General features: G+C 53.6%; 15 protein-coding genes. 14 read left to right on the plus strand and 1 reads right to left on the minus strand.

The features are described from left to right. Nucleotides 1-120: 120 nt before the first annotated feature. The 13 genes from MKX63_RS12650 to MKX63_RS12710 all read left to right on the plus strand — a co-directional run bounded on the left by MKX63_RS12650 (nt 121) and on the right by MKX63_RS12710 (nt 13078). Complete coding sequence (locus tag MKX63_RS12650; protein ID WP_341017445.1) at nt 121-480, plus strand: hypothetical protein; 360 nt, start codon at nt 121-123, stop codon at nt 478-480. A gap of 44 nt (nt 481-524) precedes the next feature. Then, on the plus strand, nt 525-704 hold the full coding sequence (locus MKX63_RS12655; protein WP_341017446.1) for a YfhD family protein: 180 nt from the start codon (nt 525-527) through the stop codon (nt 702-704). Nucleotides 705-826: 122 nt separating this feature from the next. Further along, nucleotides 827-1186 (plus strand): hypothetical protein, encoded by a 360-nt coding sequence (locus tag MKX63_RS12660; RefSeq protein ID WP_341017447.1) that lies wholly within the window; start codon nt 827-829, stop codon nt 1184-1186. A 112-nt stretch (nt 1187-1298) separates the two neighbouring features. Beyond that, complete coding sequence (locus MKX63_RS12665; RefSeq protein ID WP_341017449.1) at nt 1299-2210, plus strand: methyl-accepting chemotaxis protein; 912 nt, start codon at nt 1299-1301, stop codon at nt 2208-2210. 248 nt (nt 2211-2458) lie between these two features. Then, entirely contained in the window at nt 2459-2956 is a 498-nt protein-coding gene (locus tag MKX63_RS12670; RefSeq protein ID WP_445321877.1) for an RNA polymerase sigma factor, read from the plus strand. Continuing rightward, nucleotides 2916-4577, plus strand: coding sequence for a DUF4179 domain-containing protein (locus tag MKX63_RS12675; RefSeq protein WP_341017452.1), 1662 nt, complete (start codon nt 2916-2918; stop codon nt 4575-4577). Before MKX63_RS12670 ends, MKX63_RS12675 begins: the two co-directional genes overlap by 41 nt. A 75-nt stretch (nt 4578-4652) precedes the next feature. After that, nucleotides 4653-5294 (plus strand): DNA-3-methyladenine glycosylase I, encoded by a 642-nt coding sequence (locus MKX63_RS12680; RefSeq protein WP_341017454.1) that lies wholly within the window; start codon nt 4653-4655, stop codon nt 5292-5294. Between the two features lie 136 nt (nt 5295-5430). Next, entirely contained in the window at nt 5431-6486 is a 1056-nt protein-coding gene (prmA, locus tag MKX63_RS12685) for a 50S ribosomal protein L11 methyltransferase (protein ID WP_341017456.1), read from the plus strand. Nucleotides 6487-6488: 2 nt separating this feature from the next. Beyond that, complete coding sequence (locus MKX63_RS12690; protein WP_341017457.1) at nt 6489-7172, plus strand: site-2 protease family protein; 684 nt, start codon at nt 6489-6491, stop codon at nt 7170-7172. A gap of 163 nt (nt 7173-7335) precedes the next feature. Beyond that, nucleotides 7336-8100, plus strand: coding sequence for an RsmE family RNA methyltransferase (locus MKX63_RS12695; RefSeq protein ID WP_341017458.1), 765 nt, complete (start codon nt 7336-7338; stop codon nt 8098-8100). Between the two features lie 3 nt (nt 8101-8103). Further along, the gene (gene mtaB / locus MKX63_RS12700; protein WP_341017460.1) at nt 8104-9438 is read left to right on the plus strand and encodes a tRNA (N(6)-L-threonylcarbamoyladenosine(37)-C(2))-methylthiotransferase MtaB; all 1335 of its coding nucleotides are present in this window, start codon (nt 8104-8106) and stop codon (nt 9436-9438) included. A 326-nt stretch (nt 9439-9764) separates the two neighbouring features. Next, a complete protein-coding gene (locus MKX63_RS12705; RefSeq protein WP_341017462.1) occupies nt 9765-11966 on the plus strand; it encodes an Ig-like domain-containing protein in 2202 nt (733 codons plus the stop codon). 236 nt (nt 11967-12202) lie between these two features. After that, nucleotides 12203-13078 carry an Rpn family recombination-promoting nuclease/putative transposase gene (locus MKX63_RS12710; protein WP_341018613.1) on the plus strand — a complete coding sequence of 292 codons (876 nt, stop codon included), beginning with the start codon at nt 12203-12205 and terminating at the stop codon, nt 13076-13078. 152 nt (nt 13079-13230) lie between these two features. Here the strand turns inward: MKX63_RS12710 and MKX63_RS12715 are convergent, their stop codons facing one another. After that, a complete protein-coding gene (locus MKX63_RS12715) occupies nt 13231-14220 on the minus strand; it encodes a Na/Pi cotransporter family protein (protein ID WP_341018614.1) in 990 nt (329 codons plus the stop codon). Nucleotides 14221-14320: 100 nt separating this feature from the next. Here MKX63_RS12715 and MKX63_RS12720 point away from each other — a divergent pair, with 100 nt between their 5' ends. Then, nucleotides 14321-15724: a class I SAM-dependent rRNA methyltransferase gene (locus tag MKX63_RS12720; protein WP_341017463.1), complete on the plus strand. Its 1404-nt coding sequence runs from the start codon at nt 14321-14323 to the stop codon at nt 15722-15724. Nucleotides 15725-15881: the final 157 nt, after the last annotated feature.

Raw genomic sequence — 15881 nt, forward strand, 5'->3', positions numbered from 1 at the left:
CGGAACTCCGAATATTCACTGGAGTCACAGCAAACCAAAATGTATAAATTCCTGTCCGAAAATCCAAAATACCCAAGTAAGCTGAACGAGAGAATACCAGGCAGAAAGCAGGGAATTCCGATGTCTGAAAAAAGTATACTGGCCTACTTCAAAACCCCGGAAGAAGCGGAAGGGGTCTCCCGTAAGCTCCAGGCCCTGCGTGCAGAGGAGATTTCGATTGACCGGTTCAGCAGGTTTGGGGGGAGCGGGCAGGAGCCGGGAGTGAATCCGGTAACCGGCAATTTGGCGAGCATGGATTCGATGACGGCAGTCAGTGACCATACGGGCATATTAGCTGCGGCGCATACGAGCGGGAGCGGAATGAGCCACGGCGGGGATGGCGGACCGACAGGCAGAAATATTTTGCTGACAGTTATTGTCGATACGGCTGTCTATGGTCAGGCGATGTCGCTGATTGAGGAAGCCGGCGGAATGATTTGAAGCTTAGAGAATCAGATAAATACATTGGAGGCTGATGGCAAGCTATGGACAGAGAGAACTCGAAAATCTTTTCCAAAACCGAAAAAATGAAAATGCTCTATGAGGCGAAGGCCGAGGATGTTGAATTCTCAGCGGCTGAAGCAGATCAGGATGATATTGAAGCCATGGACCGTTCCCGGGAGGCGGACAAGCGGCAGCTGGATGAGATTATGAAGAAGGAATAATTCAGTAAAGTCAAGAAGAGATGAACAGGCGAATTGTTGCTGTCGATACCCCGCGAAAGTGGTGTATTTTTGTGTTGTGGCGTGTATAATGGAGGGATATGCGAGGCCGGGAGGATACATAAGTGAATACAGTGATAATGTGGGTGGGGCTGGCGCTGCTGGTTGCGCTGTTAACCTTTCTGAACCAGAAGCAGGTCTATTCCTCCAAAGTAAAACAGGCTTACCGGGAGCTGCGAATACTCGCCGATAAGGTCCAATCAGAACAGTCGGAGGCGGCAGATCTTGGGCGCTGGGAAGCTTCTATTGCCGAAATGGAAAAGCACCCCAATGAATTCAACAAGCTGGACAAGGAGATCGGCCTGCGCCAGGTCTTCGTCCAGTATCTGGAGCGGCATTATCCGCAGGACACGAGACTTCCAGAGCTGCGGGAAGCGGCTGCGCACCGGAAGGACAGCGTATGGGGGATTAAGATAGGGAATTAGAAAAACCATATCATTTTAAAAGCCGAAACAGCCGTTAATAAGAGTAAAGTGAAATAAGCGAATGTCGTCCGGCATAATAGTTAAAAAATGAGATGTATAGGGAGCAGTCAACATGGAAAATCTAGCAGACCAAGTAGTTACAGACGAACTGGTTGTCAAAGCTTTGGAAAAGAACCTCGCCATGATCCGGTTTGACCTGAACCGCCGTGTCGCCTACGTCAATGAGATTTTTGCCCGGTCGGTCAAATACAATGCGGAGGATATGTACGGCATGCAGCATAGCCAGCTGTGCTTCCCTTCATTGGTGAACAGCCCGGATTATGAATTGTTCTGGCAGAATTTAATGGCTGGCCGGAGCTTCCAGGACAAAATTGAACGGATGGACGCAGAGGGGAATTCAGTCTGGCTGGAGGCTACCTATATGCCGGTGTTTGATGAGACAGAGACCCATGTCATCGGCGTATCCAAGGTGGCCACCAACATTACGGAGAGACAGAATAACATGAGCCATGTTGTGGAACTGATGCAGGGAATGGCGGATAGCCTCAATCAGCGTGCGGACAAAGGAATCGAGCGGAGTCAGGAGCTGCTGCTCAGTATTGACAGGATTGCCGAGGTATCGGGCGAGAACACCGAAACACTGCTAAGTCTGCAAAAGCAGGCTGCCGCGATCCGCGGCGTAGTGCAGACCATCCGTGATATTGCATCCCAGACCCATCTGCTTGCCCTGAACGCAGCTATTGAGGCTGCACATGCCGGAGAATTCGGCCGGGGATTCGATGTGGTGGCCAAAGAGGTAAGAAAGCTGTCCGCGATGGTGCAGGACCAGATTACCGAAGTCCGGGACAGTGTCCAGGCCATTACAGAAGAGGTCGGCCGAATATCCACGGGACTGAACCAGGTGCAGGATAATGTGCAGCTCAGCCAGCAGCAGATTCAAGTGGCGCTGGATGAATTCACGCTGATCGCAAGCTCTGCGCAGGAGCTGGACAATCAGGCGCGCGAGGTTATGAACATTATCTAAGCTGTGCTTGTTCTGAAGAGAAGCCTTTATTCGCGTACAATCTATCGTAAGCAGTATGTAGCCTGTGCTTTTCAGGTGGACATGCTGCTTTTTTAATACACATTGCCGGATATGCTGCTGAAAATGAACCTTTTACCGCCCGGAGTTGTTATAAGAACAGAACGAACAAGAAAGGAGGGGATACTCAAGTGGATAACAAGGAATTATTCCAGACCTACAGCAAGGAGGTCTACCGCACCTGCTACTATATGGTGCATGATGCTGCCGATGCTGAGGATCTGTGTCAGGAGGTATTCATCACTCTCTTCCGCAGCGAGTGGCAAGGCATTGAATATCTGAAGGCCTGGATTATGAAAATCACCGTCAACACCTGCCTGAACCATCTGAAGCGCAGGAACAGCCTGCAGCAGAAGCTGACGGCCCATCTCCATATGTTCAGGGAGAATCCGCAGCCGCTGGTAGACAAGCTGGTGGAGCAGAAGGAAACGAAGCTGGAATGGGCGGGCTACATGTCCCGGCTCCCGGCGAAAGTCAGGGCGGTGCTGACTCTGCGGTATATGCATGATTTCAGTCTGGAGGAAATCCGCAAGATGCTGGATATCCCGCTGGGGACCGTGAAGTCCAGACAGCACAAGGGGCTGCGGATGATGAAGAGGATTCTTGAAGAAGCGGGCGTTCAGCCCATAACGAAGGAGGACGATGAATATGGACAGAACCGAAGCACAGTTAAAGCGTCGCTTAAATGAGGATCAGGAGCTGAATTACCCTGATTTCGAGCAAATGTGGGGCCGGATGGAGCAAGCCGGATATACTTCCTCCAAGGGCGGCAGCCGTGCGGGAGCGAATAGCCCTGTCCGCCATCGTAACTGGCGTAAGATCACTGTCGCAGCCTCCTTCAGCGTAGTGTTGATGGCTGTTCCTGTATATGCCGCTGTGCAATATGACTGGGGGAATCTGCTCAATCATAGAAGTGGTGTACAGGCTGCGCTGTCCAAGAACCTGGGTCAGCCGCTGGGTCAGACGATCACGAAGGATGGAGTAACCCTGACGCTGCACACGGCACTCTCGGATGAGAACCGCACAGTGATTCTCTATACCCTGGATGTCGGGGGAGATAAGGGTAACGGATACTGGGACGTGAACGGAATGTCGCTGAAGGATGCCAAGGGAAACAACGATGAAATGGAATCCCACTATCAGCAGTGGGACGAGAAAACCAAGCGGTACAACGGCTATTTCGAGACAGACTGGAGCCCGGGCCAGGAGATGGTCAAGGTGAGCCTTACCGCAACAGGAATTCAGTCCTACTCCCAGCAGGAGGTGGAGCTGAAGCTGGATACGGACTCGCCGGAACGGCAGAGCTTCCCGGTGAACCGGGATGGACTGGAGTCCTTCAGTGTCCAACCCTTCAAGGAAGGGAATGAGCGTCTGATGCTGTCTACGGCCGCGATCTTCAATGATCCGGGTGCACGGGGCGTGGCTTCTCCGCAAATCATAGCCTACAGAGGCGGGCAACTGGTGAACAACTCTAAGCCGGGTACAATGGGCAAGCCCGGAGACAACGGGGAATACACCTCGCTCCAGTACTATAAGCCCGGCGATGTCCCTAAGACGGAGACCACGTATAAGCTCAGCTACACCAAGCTGGAACGGAATATCGCCGGTCCATGGGCATTTGATTTTGAACTCAGCAAGAAGCAGATGTCAGGCGCTACTCTCAAGACTGCGCTGGATCTGCCGCTGGAGGCGGGGGACAAGGGCAACATTATCGAGCAGATGGTAGTCACGCCTACTCAAGTCCGTGTGCAGGTGCGGAGCAAGGAGAAGTATGCAGACTTGCCTTATGTGAACTATACACTTGAGGTTGACGGGCGGCAGCTGGAGGGTGGAATGTGGTATTCGCCTTCCCAGGATAAAAATTTGACGACTCTCCGCTTCGAGCGGCCGGCAGGTCTTGAGATCACTACAGCAACCCCCATGGCGCTTGTCGCGAAATACAAAGTAACTACGCATGAGGATGACAAGGAGCCTTTGCTGCTGAAGAACATCTCGGCCGAGAAGCAGACCATGATCCGGCAAACCGGCGGGTACCCGGTACAGTGGACCTACTATAAGCAGGGCAACGATCTTTATGTGGAGACGAAGAGCGACGACCCTAACTTTGGCGGCGTTAATCAGACGCACATCGGCAAGGGCAAGGATGCGCTCATCGGCAGCATTGTAACCACGAATTTCCGTGGAGACGGAAATAACCGGAATATTGATGTATACAAGGATTTCAAAGGCACAGAAGCTTCAATATATATGTTCTATTACACTACAAATGAACCGGACAAAGAGACGCGGGTACAGCTGCAAGGACAGTAGTAACATTATTTTAACGGGAAGAACCTTGTGTTCTTCTCTTTTTTTCGTATACAGTTAAAAGATACGGCTATACAAATGATGAAGGAACATAAGGCAGAGGAGAGAGACATGGTGGAATTAAAGCGCTGCGATTGGGTGAACACGGACCCGCTATACATAGCTTATCATGATGAAGAATGGGGCAAACCGCTGACTGACGGCGTGAAGCTGTTCGAACTGCTGATGCTGGAGGGGATGCAGGCCGGACTGAGCTGGTATACGGTGCTTAAGAAGCGGGAGGGCTTCCGCGAGGCCTTTGACGGCTTTGATCCGGAGAAGATCGTGCTGTATGGGGAGGACAAAGTCGAAGAGCTGATGCAAAATGCGGAGATTGTCCGCAACCGTCTAAAGATTAAGGGAGTGATTACCAATGCACAGGTGTACCAGCAGATTTGCCGCGAGGAAGAGGGAGGCTTCTCAGGTTATCTGTGGAGCTTCATCGGCGGAAAGCCGGTTGTAAACCAGTGGAAGAACAGGGCGGAGGTCCCCGCCACCACCCCTGAGTCCGATCAGATGAGCAAGGCACTGAAGCGTAAAGGGATGAAGTTCGTCGGCTCAACGATCTGCTATGCGTTTATGCAGGCCTCCGGGATGGTAGATGACCATGCACTGGATTGTTTTTGCCGCAGCACCCGTCTGCCGTTGAGAGTTGAACGCAGTTTGGCGCTGAACGGGTAAGAAATGCTATACTAGCTAAGATACGCTTCGAGGGAGATTATGCTCGCAAAACTTAAGTCTATGCTTCCGAAGTAAGTTTGTTCGAAGCAGAATCGAGAGAAGTAACGCTTACAAACTTTTAGGAGGATTTATTACCATGCTATGGCACGAATTGACGGTACATACAACGGAGGAAGCACAGGAGATGATCTCCAATCTGCTGGTTGAGGCGGGAGCGGGCGGAGTCTCTATTGAGGAATCCGGGACGCTGAATAAAACCCGGGATACACGTTACGGTGAATTATACGATGAACCGCTCAATGACATCCCCGAAGGGGAAGCGGTCATTAAAGGATATTATGCGGAATCGGTGGACATGGACGCGGTTGTGGCCGAGGTGGCGCCAAGGGTGGAAGAGCTGAGAGAGTTCGGCATCGACCCCGGGCTGGCACGGATCTCCTGGAAGACGGTGGATGAGGATGATTGGGCTCATGCCTGGAAGCAGTACTTCAAGCCGCTGCGCGTCTCCGAGCGGTTGACCATTAAGCCGACATGGGAAGAATATACCCCGGCTACTGCCGATGAGAAAATCATTGAAATTGACCCCGGTATGGCCTTCGGAACCGGGACGCATCCGACAACGGCGCTGTGCCTTCGCGCCCTTGAGAAGCATATTGTCAGCGGCGACGAAGTCATCGATGTAGGTACGGGGTCCGGCATCCTTGCTGTTGGAGCGATGCTGCTCGGTGCAGCCTCCGTCCTGGCGCTGGATCTGGACCCGGTCGCTGTGGTGAGCGCCCGCGACAATGTGGCGCTGAACCGGCTGGAGTCAGCGATCACCGTGAAGGAGAGCGATCTGCTCTCGCTGCTGGGCGGTGAGGGGGCGGCGGATACCGCAGCCGGAGAGATGTGGCCTTCAGCCCGGCCAAGCAATGCGGCTGAGGAGGCTGTGCCTGCGGTTGCCCCGGCGGCAGACGGGCTGGGAGTGACTCTGCCGGTCCGGGTTGTCGTGGCGAATATTCTGGCCGAGATCATTGTGCTGTTCACGGATGATGTCTACCGCGCGCTTCAGCCGGAGGGGATCTATATTACCTCGGGGATTTATAAGGATAAGGAAGAGCTGGTCGCGGAAGCGCTTATGTCCTCCGGTTTCGAGATTTTAGAAGTAACCCGCGAAGAAGATTGGGTGGCGTTCACAGCCGGAAAGAGGTAGACATGGGTTCACTGGATCAAATTTTAGTATATCCTTTGCAGCAGCTTCCGTTTTTTCTGATTACGATTGTTATTGCGTTTACGGTGCATGAATTCGCCCACGCTTATTTTGCCAATAAGTTCGGGGACCCTACAGCGCGCCTTCTGGGCCGTATGACCTTGAATCCGGCAGTGCACTTTGATCTCTTCGGTATCATTCTGCTGCTGATTGCAGGCTTCGGCTGGGCGCGTCCGGTTCCCGTGAACCGGGAGAACTTCCGCCGTCCCCGCCTGATGGGTGTCATCGTCTCGGCCGCCGGGCCAATCAGCAATCTGCTGCTCGGTATTCTGGGCGCGCTGATCTATGCGATTCTTGTGGGCACGGGCACGATGGATTCGATCAAGAACGAGCAGGTGCTCCGGGCGGTGATCTGGTTCTTCGGGATGTTCATTCACTTCAACTTCTTCCTCTTTGTGTTCAACCTGATTCCGCTGCCGCCGCTGGACGGTTACCGGATTGTAGAGGATATCGCACCGCGTCCGATCCGGGGAAGACTTCAGCAGTATGAGCAGTATACCGTTTTCCTTTTCCTGCTGATCATCTTCATTCCGGGTCTGCGCGCCTATACGATAGAACCGCTTAGCTACTGGGCGACCCGGACGGGCAATGATTTCTTCCAGCTGTTCCTGCGCATGTTCGGGGTCTGATCAGAGCAGTACGGACAGGGGCTGTTCAGTGCAAGACAAACGTTGTAGAATATAATGTGATTATTAAGTAGATGAATGATACGTGTGAAGCGGCGGCCGGGACCTGATTTGACGGGGACTACGCCGCTTTTACGCTGAATAACGGACAGGATGAGGATGAGAGATGCAGCGTTATTTCGTAACTCCGGCACAGTTCGGAGCAGACAAGGTTAGCATTGACGGTGAAGACGCCCGCCATATCGCCAAGGTCATGCGCGGCAAGGCCGGGGATAAGCTGATCGTCAGCGACGGTGTGTCCCGCGAGGCGCTGGCTGAGATTGCTGAAATTGAGATCGGCCTGGTCACCGTGAGCATACTGGAGCCTCTGGCTATGACTCATGAGCCGCGCATCCAGGTTACTGTTGCCCAGAGCCTCCCTAAAGGGGACAAGCTGGAGACAGTCATTCAGAAATGCACGGAGATCGGGGCGGTAGCCTTCACGCCGTTCCTCTCAGAGCGGACCATCGTGCAGTACGATGAGCGCAAGGAGAGTAAGCGGGTAGAGCGCTGGCGCAAAATCTGCAAGGAGGCTGCCGAACAGGCGCACCGGAATATTGTTCCGCAGGTGCATTCACCGCTTAGCTGGAAGCAGCTGCTTCAGAGCTTCAGCGGCTATGACGCCGTCTATTTCTGCTATGAGAAGGAAGAGGGTCTCCAGCTTCGCAGCGCAGCCGCACCATGGCTCGCATCGCTTCCGCAGGAGGCTGCGGCCAAAGTGATGATCGTTGTAGGGCCGGAGGGCGGCTTCAGTACGGAGGAATGCCGGCTGGCTGAGGAGGCTGGAGCAGTCTGTGTCGGGCTGGGGCCGCGTATTCTGCGCTGTGAAACCGCAGGTATGGTTGCCGCCGCCTGCATTTTATATGAATCCGGAGAAATGGGAGGAGCTTAAACCATGCCATCTGTAGCTTTTTATACACTGGGCTGCAAAGTCAATTTCTATGATACCGAGGCCATCTGGCAGCTCTTTAAGAATGATGGATATGAGCAGGTAGATTTCGAGGGTTCTGCAGATGTCTACCTGATTAACACCTGTACGGTGACCAATACAGGCGACAAAAAAAGCCGGCAGATGATCCGCCGGGCGGTCCGCCGCAATCCTGATGCCATCGTAGCGGTTACCGGCTGCTATGCGCAGACCTCACCGGGAGAGATTCTCGATATTCCAGGAGTCGATCTGGTCATCGGCAACCAGGACCGTGAACAGATCATGACCCATGTGAAGAATATTCAGGAGTCGCGCCAGCCGGTGAATGCGGTCCGCAACATTATGAAGACGCGTGAGTTCGAGGAAATGGATGTGCCCGGGTTCGCTGACCGGACGCGGGCGTTCATGAAGATTCAGGACGGCTGCAACAACTTCTGTACCTTCTGCATCATTCCGTGGTCGCGCGGCCTCTCGCGCAGCCGTGATCCGAAATCGATTGTCGCCCAGGCGCATCAGCTGGTGGAGGCCGGATACAAGGAATTCGTGCTGACCGGCATCCATACCGGCGGGTACGGGGATGATCTGGACAACTACCGTCTCTCCGACCTGCTCTGGGAGCTGGATAAGGTGGACGGGCTGGAACGTGTCCGCATCAGCTCCATTGAAGCGAGCCAGATTGACGAGAAGCTGCTGGAGGTGCTGAACCGCAGCACCAAGATGTGCCGCCATCTGCATATTCCGCTCCAGGCGGGCCATAACGAGGTGCTGAAGGCGATGCGCCGGAAGTATACCACGGAAGAGTATTTTGCCAAAATGCAGCTGATCCGTCAGGCCATGCCTGATGTAGGGATCACAACCGATGTGATCGTCGGCTTCCCGGGTGAGACGGATGAGATGTTCCGGGCAGGCTACGACTTCATGAAGGCGGTCAACTATTCGGAGATGCATGTCTTCCCGTATTCCAAACGGACCGGAACCCCGGCTGCGCGGATGCTGAATCAGGTGGATGAGGAGATTAAGAATGCGCGTGTGCAGGAGCTGATCGATCTCTCCGAAGAGATGCAGCTGGCCTATGCCCGACGGTTCGTCGGCAAGACGCTGTCCGTCATTCCAGAACGGGCCGCCAAGGGCTCGGCGGGACGCAGCGTACAGCACGGCTTCAGCGACAACTATCTTCAGGTGCTGTTCAGCGGCGACGATTCGCTGCAGGGCGAGCTGTGCCTGGTGAAGGTAACCGAAGCCGGCGTGAATGAATGCCGCGGCGAGCTTGTTAGTGTTAGCCGGGCAGTGCCGGCCACCTGACCGGACAGACGGCTAAAGGATGTCTTCTGTGCCTTCGACGGCAGGAAGACATCCTTTTTTTCGTTATACCGAAATTATCTCTTTAAATTGGACTTGAAAAAACAGATTGGGAAAAGTGGCGGAGGGGAATTTTGGAACTACAATTTATATAGTTACAAAGACCTGAATTTGCCCGGGATTCGTGAAATACGGAAAATGGGGTAAAGACTTGGTCCGGATTTGTCGATATAGTGGAAGAGAGTGGGAAAAAAGTCCACCGATAATCAGACCGTCTAAGGAGAGAACAGATGACCGTGTACAGGAAAATGACAAAAACGCTCCTCATTATGATATTGCTCGTTGTAGCCGCTTTTCCGGTAAACGTCTTTGCCGCTGCTGGAGACATTATCTCTATTGAATTCGACAGTGCAGCCAAGGTTGAGCTTACCATGGGCCAGTCACCGAAGCAGCTTAAGGTATATGCCAATGTAGAGGGCTCCGCGTCCAAACGGGATGTAACGGCAGCCGCGACCTGGACTTCTTCCAAGACCGAAGTAGTTACAGTAATTAATGGGCAGCTTAGACCGGTAAGTGCTGGAACAGCCATGATCACAGTAACCTACAATAATGCGATAGCCTCTGTAGAGGTATCGGTCACCCATTCCTTCAAGGAACTGAAATTGACCCGCAGCACAGAGGGCAGCTATAAATTAGGCGATAAAGATGAATTGTTGTCTGTTACGGCAACCGCCATCGGCGGAACTTCGGCCACTGCGGAGAAGGATGTCACGAAGGATGCGGAATGGAGCAGCTCGAATACGGGTGTGCTGACCATTGCTGCGGGCAAAATTACGCTTGTCGGTGAAGGTAAGGCTACCATTACCGCTAAGTACAAAGGATTAACCGAAACGATCAAAGCGGTAGTAGAGCTTCCTTATGCCGCTATTGTACTGCAAGACATCAAGAACAACATCGTCAAGGAAATGGAAATGCTGGTCGGGGACAACCCGGTCAAGCTGAACGCCAAGACTAAAGCCACTTCGGCAAGTGCAGAAATCACCCTGGGCAATGAGGTGGAATGGAGCAGCTCCAGCGAGAGCGTAGCTACTGTTAAAGGCGGCGAGATTACCATCCTTGGTGTGGGTAAAACGGTCATCACCGCAAGCTATCTGGGTGTCACCCAGTCGGTGGATGTCTATGTGCGTGCGCCTTATGAAGCGCTTGTGCTGAAGCCTTCCGGCGACCAGTCGCTTTTCCTGGGAGAGAGTCTGAATGTAACCGCAGAAATGCGTAATGCCGTCAATTCAACCTCCAACGAATCAGCGTCCGCAGTCTGGACCTCGGATAACCTGATGAATGCAACAGTAACAGCCAATACGGCAGATGCAGGCAATGCTTATGCCACTGTTACGGGTAAAGCAGTAGGAACTTCAATTATTAAGGCCAGCTATCTGGGAATCAGCAAAAGCTTCAAGATCACTGTCTATCCGACCTTGACTGAGCTGGGCCTGGAGAAGACAGAGCAGGAAATATACACGGCGGATGCAGTAAGCCTGCCGAAGGTGAACGGAACCAAGTATGACGGAACCAAGCTCGACATCAGTGATGAGATGGAGTGGACCTCTGCGAATGAAGAGATTGTGTCCATCAAGGACGGGAAGTTTGTCGGCGGCAAGGCAGGCACAGCTATCCTGACAGGTAAGCTCAAGAACGGCGAAGTGACTTCCGCTACAGCTATCCGGTCCAAGACAGTTCAGTTTAATGTTACGGTTCAGAACAAAGTGCTGGTCCTGATCGGGCCTGATGAAGCACTGGGCGTAGTCATTGGCGAAGAACTGCCGCTGCCTGCTGTCCAGGCTGTACTGGAGAATGGCGACGAGCTGGACGTATCAGGAAGCATTAAGTGGGAGCTGAGCGGCAGCAATGCTGTTCTTAAGCAGACAAGCACTGCGAAGACTATCAAGGGACTGGTCAAAGGTACAGCAACCCTGAAGGGGACTTATTCCAATAAGACTATCAGTGTTCCGGTGACGATTGCACAGAAGGTCGTGAAGCTGGTGGTGGACCCGGCAACGCTGGAAATGAATATTAAGGCCTCCAAGTCCATTAAGGCGACCGGATACTTTTCAAATGGTAAATCTGCCAACTTCTCCAGTGCAATGAACTGGGAATCCTCAAACCCTGCTGTGGCTACCATTAACGGGACTTCGGTCAAAGCGCTGGCTGAGGGAACTACAACCCTGACCGGCTCCTACCAGGGCATTCAGGCGACGGTTAAGATTACGGTTGTTCCCAAGCTGATGAAGCTTACGGTCAGTGAGAACCGGCTGAATCTTGCACCGGGTGCAGGCAAAAACGTAGTGGTAACCGCGCTGTATGATACCGGCCGCACTGCGGTTGTCACAGGAAGCATGGTCTGGACCAGCTCCAAACCTGCTGTCGCCCAGGTGAATGCTAACGGGATGATTACAGCAGTGAGCAAGGGAAGCGCATCAATTAAAGGAAAACTGGGAACTAAGACCGTCTCGGTATATGTTAGCGTGAAATAGAGTGTAATGCTGCCGGCGGTTTGAGCGGGCACAAGAAGACCTGTACATGCGTCCATGTGGACGGTGTGCGGTTTTTTTGTTTATGGTGAGGAATCGGAAGGCTCAAGATAAAGAACTTAGAGAGATCACATTTAGACGCGAATGTATGTTCCTTTTATTATATACAAACCCAAATAAATGGAATATAATCACACAGAACAAGCTCAAACCCATAACAGGAGGGGACACATATTTCCATACCGCATGATGAAGCGTTTAAAAAGCTGCTGGAGACATTTTTTCAGGAATTCATTGAGCTGTTTTTTCCTGAGTTGGACGCCATGCTCGACTATAGTGAGACCCGGTTTCTGATGCAGGAACTGCTGGTGGATATTGTCGGCGAGGAAGCTAGGGAGCTTGATTTGCTGCTGGAGACCCGTTACATAGGGCTGGACGGTTATATTCTAATTCACCTGGAGCCGCAATCGTATAGGGATACCGCGTTTCATGAGAGAATGTTTATTTATTTCAGCCGTCTTTTCGAGCGTTACCGCAAAGATCATAAGCTGATTATACCGATTACGATCTTTACCTCAGATGAAGTACGGGAACAGGTAGATACACTGGAGATGTCTATTCCCGAGCACTCCATTCTGCGCTTCCAGTTCCTTAAGGTGGAACTGCGTAAGCAGAACTGGCGGCGCTTCATCGACTCAGACAATGCAGTGGCTGCTGCGTTATTAGCGAAGATGGGGTATACTACAAGAGAAGCGAGAGAAGTACGGCGGGAATTCCTGCGTATGTTCATCAAGCTGAGGACCCGGTTGGACCAGGGACGGCTGGCGCTGATTATGTCAGTGGCGGATTTGTATTTTAAGCCGGACCGGGCACAGGATGAGGAGATTCTAAGAGAATTAATTGATCATTACCCGGAGGAGGGAGAAGCTATCATGGAATTGATGCCTGCCTGGAAGCGTTGGGGATACGAAGAGGGAAAAGCTGAAGGTATTGAGGAAGGAAAAGCTGAAGGCCAAGCGGAGCTTATCCGTAAATTGCTACTCAATGGATTTTCTCCCGAAGAGGTCTCTAAGGCTGCTGAATTACCGATGGATAAGATTAAGAAGCTGATGTAAATATCGACCTGGGGCGATGGCGCCCTAGGTCTTTTTTCTATAGGCTTGCGTGAATTTCGCCTTTGTTGATTATGCTTCCCTTGCAGATTGGATTAGTACTGTCCGGCGGATTTGAAGTATAATGAGGACTGCGATTATGATTCTTGGAAGACTCAGGACTGCAGCCGCTGCTCCAGCCTGGACCAGACACGCAGATAGCATAAGGGGAGTACCCCAAGCGAACAGACGATGTTGAAAATAGTCTGGGCATGGGCGAGCTGGGCGGCAGGTCCGCCGCCGATCGAGGCGGACAGAGCTTGCAGCGGCCCTATGAAGGGCAGAAAGAGTAAGGCGCCGCCGACATTCAGTGCCACATGCGACCAAGCGACGAATACGCCGGAAGGCGTACTGCCGATGGCGGCAATGACGGCGGTGACGCAGGTGCCGATATTCGCGCCGAGGACGATGGCGATGCCAAGCGCAGGCGGCATCACGCCGCTGGCGGCGAGGCCCATCGCCATGCCAATAACTGCGGCGCTGCTGTGCACCATCGCCGTCAGCACAGCCCCGGCAACCAGCCCCCAGAGTGCGCTGGTTGCGGCATGCCCGAGGAACCAGCGGAACAGGGCGCTGCCTTCCAGAGCGGGGCCGATGGACTGCATGACCGCGATGCCCCACAGGACGAGTGCGAAGCCGGTGACCGCGAGGCAGATGAACTGCAGCGGTCCCGAGATCCGGCGGCAGAGCTCAAACAGCCGCCGGGACTGCGGGGCCAGCTCGCCGGCCATTACGGCGGCGGCCCAGAGGCAGAGCGCCGCGATCAGCAGCGGCGCGGCCAGCGTGCTGATCTGCAGGCTGATCAGCTCCGTGGTCAGGCAGGTGCCGATGTTGCTGCCGAGAATAATGCCAAGCGTGCGGGCATAGGTCAGCAGCCCGGCATTGACCATGCCGATGGTCAGCACCGTTACTGCGGTGCTGCTCTGTAGCAGCGCCGACAGCAGGGCGCTGACGATCAGGCCTTTGGCCGGTGTGGAGGTCGCCTTGTGCAGGCTGCGCTTCAGCAGCGGACCGGCCAGCCGTGACAATGAGGCTTCCATCACCTTCATGCCGGCGAGGAATATGACAAGACCGTAGAGGACAGGGAATAACAGTTCACGGATCATAAGGACTGGCTCCTTTTTGGACGGGGGTTGTACCAATATATGAACGCCAGGCATAGGACATGTATATTAATCTGGCAACAAGAATAGGGAGTTGAAGGTATTGGCATCAGTAATTCTGGAACGAAACCGTAAAAAAAGACTGGAGCAGGGCCATCCATGGGTCTTCGCCAGTGAAGTAGCATCTGTTGACGGAGATCCGCAGCCAGGCGGACTGGTGGATGTTCTGACCCATCAGGGGCGGTACTTGGCTACCGGGTATTATAATCCGGCTTCGCAGATCCGGGTGAGAATTCTGTCGCAGCATAAGCTGGCGGCGATGGACACGGCGTTTTTTGTAGAGCGGTTTGCGGACTGTCTGCGGCACAGGGAACGCTTTCTGCCGGGGGCGGACGCTTATCGTCTGGTCTATGGGGAAGCGGATTTTCTGCCGGGGCTGATCATTGACCGTTTCGGTGAAGTCCTTGTGGTTCAGCTGCTGACCCTGGCTATGGATCAGCACCGCTCCGAGATTGTGGAAGCGCTGGTGCAGGTGATGCAGCCGCGTGGCATCTACGAGCGCAGCGATGTCAGTGTGCGGGAGCTGGAGGGACTGGAACAGACCACGGGTGTGCTCTACGGTGAATGCCCGCGACATATTACCGTAAGCGAGAACGGGCTGAAGGTGATCGTCGATATTGAAGAGGGGCAGAAGACCGGCTACTTCTTCGATCAGCGGGAGAATAGAGCATCGATTGCTCCGCTGATGAAGGGCTGGGGCGGGCGCAGCGGAATTACACTGCAGAACGTAGCAGCAGAGGACGGTACACTCCAGATGCTTCCGGTCAACAAAAGCGGCAAGCCGGTCACCTTCCCATATTGGGATGGTGCGACTGTGCTGGAATGCTTTGCACATACGGGAAGCTTCACACTGCATGCCTGCAAGTACGGCGCTAAGAAGGTAACTTGTCTGGATGTGTCTGCGCATGCCATCGAGAGTGCGAAGGCCAATGTGGAGATCAACGGGTTCAATGACCGGGTGGAATTCGTGGTAGATGATGCATTTGCCTACCTGCGCAATCAGGTCAAGGGCCAGGAGGAACGCACTGAGCGTGCTACGGGCGGCGCGACGGCAGAAGGGAAAACCGGAAGCAAACCGGGTGCCAAGGCGGATACTGCGAAGCCGATGACTGCCGGGGGCGGACGTACGTGGGATGTCGTGATTCTGGACCCGCCTGCTTTTGCCAAGACCAAAAGCGCAGTGGCAGGGGCCGTACGCGGCTACAAGGACATCAATCTGCAGGGCATGAAGCTGGTGAATGACGACGGATATCTGGTCACGGCCAGCTGTTCGTACCACATGCAGCCGCAGCTGTTCCTTGATACGATCATGGAAGCAGCCAAGGATGCCGGAAAGGTGCTGAGACTGATCGAATGGCGGGCCGCAGGCAAGGATCATCCGCAGATTCTCGGCGTGGACGAGGGCCATTATCTGAAGTTCGCCATTTTTGAGGTGCGCAGCAAATAGAATAGAAGTGTCAGAACCGGCGGGGCAGCCGGTTTTGCGGGAAGAGTCTCTTTTAAGGAGGCTCTTTTTTGATGTATTTGTACCGTGTCCACTTGGTGCATTTGCAAACAATGGCAAACGTACGTTCTGGAGCGTGCGGTGGAGGTGTGCTATACTA

Origin of the sequence: Paenibacillus sp. FSL R7-0179 (assembly GCF_038002265.1) — a bacterium.
GTDB lineage: Bacteria > Bacillota > Bacilli > Paenibacillales > Paenibacillaceae > Paenibacillus_AQ.

What these genes read in the sequence shown, in the direction of transcription:
- MKX63_RS12650 (WP_341017445.1), top strand. Translation starts at nt 121, where the DNA reads ATGTCTGAAAAAAGTATACTGGCCTACTTCAAAACCCCGGAAGAAGCG.
- MKX63_RS12655 (WP_341017446.1), top strand. Translation starts at nt 525, where the DNA reads ATGGACAGAGAGAACTCGAAAATCTTTTCCAAAACCGAAAAAATGAAA.
- MKX63_RS12665 (WP_341017449.1), top strand. Translation starts at nt 1,299, where the DNA reads ATGGAAAATCTAGCAGACCAAGTAGTTACAGACGAACTGGTTGTCAAA.
- MKX63_RS12670 (WP_445321877.1), top strand. Translation starts at nt 2,459, where the DNA reads ATGGTGCATGATGCTGCCGATGCTGAGGATCTGTGTCAGGAGGTATTC.
- MKX63_RS12675 (WP_341017452.1), top strand. Translation starts at nt 2,916, where the DNA reads ATGGACAGAACCGAAGCACAGTTAAAGCGTCGCTTAAATGAGGATCAG.
- MKX63_RS12680 (WP_341017454.1), top strand. Translation starts at nt 4,653, where the DNA reads ATGATGAAGGAACATAAGGCAGAGGAGAGAGACATGGTGGAATTAAAG.
- prmA (WP_341017456.1), top strand. Translation starts at nt 5,431, where the DNA reads ATGCTATGGCACGAATTGACGGTACATACAACGGAGGAAGCACAGGAG.
- MKX63_RS12690 (WP_341017457.1), top strand. Translation starts at nt 6,489, where the DNA reads ATGGGTTCACTGGATCAAATTTTAGTATATCCTTTGCAGCAGCTTCCG.
- MKX63_RS12695 (WP_341017458.1), top strand. Translation starts at nt 7,336, where the DNA reads ATGCAGCGTTATTTCGTAACTCCGGCACAGTTCGGAGCAGACAAGGTT.
- mtaB (WP_341017460.1), top strand. Translation starts at nt 8,104, where the DNA reads ATGCCATCTGTAGCTTTTTATACACTGGGCTGCAAAGTCAATTTCTAT.
- MKX63_RS12705 (WP_341017462.1), top strand. Translation starts at nt 9,765, where the DNA reads ATGATATTGCTCGTTGTAGCCGCTTTTCCGGTAAACGTCTTTGCCGCT.
- MKX63_RS12715 (WP_341018614.1), bottom strand. Translation starts at nt 14,220, where the DNA reads ATGATCCGTGAACTGTTATTCCCTGTCCTCTACGGTCTTGTCATATTC.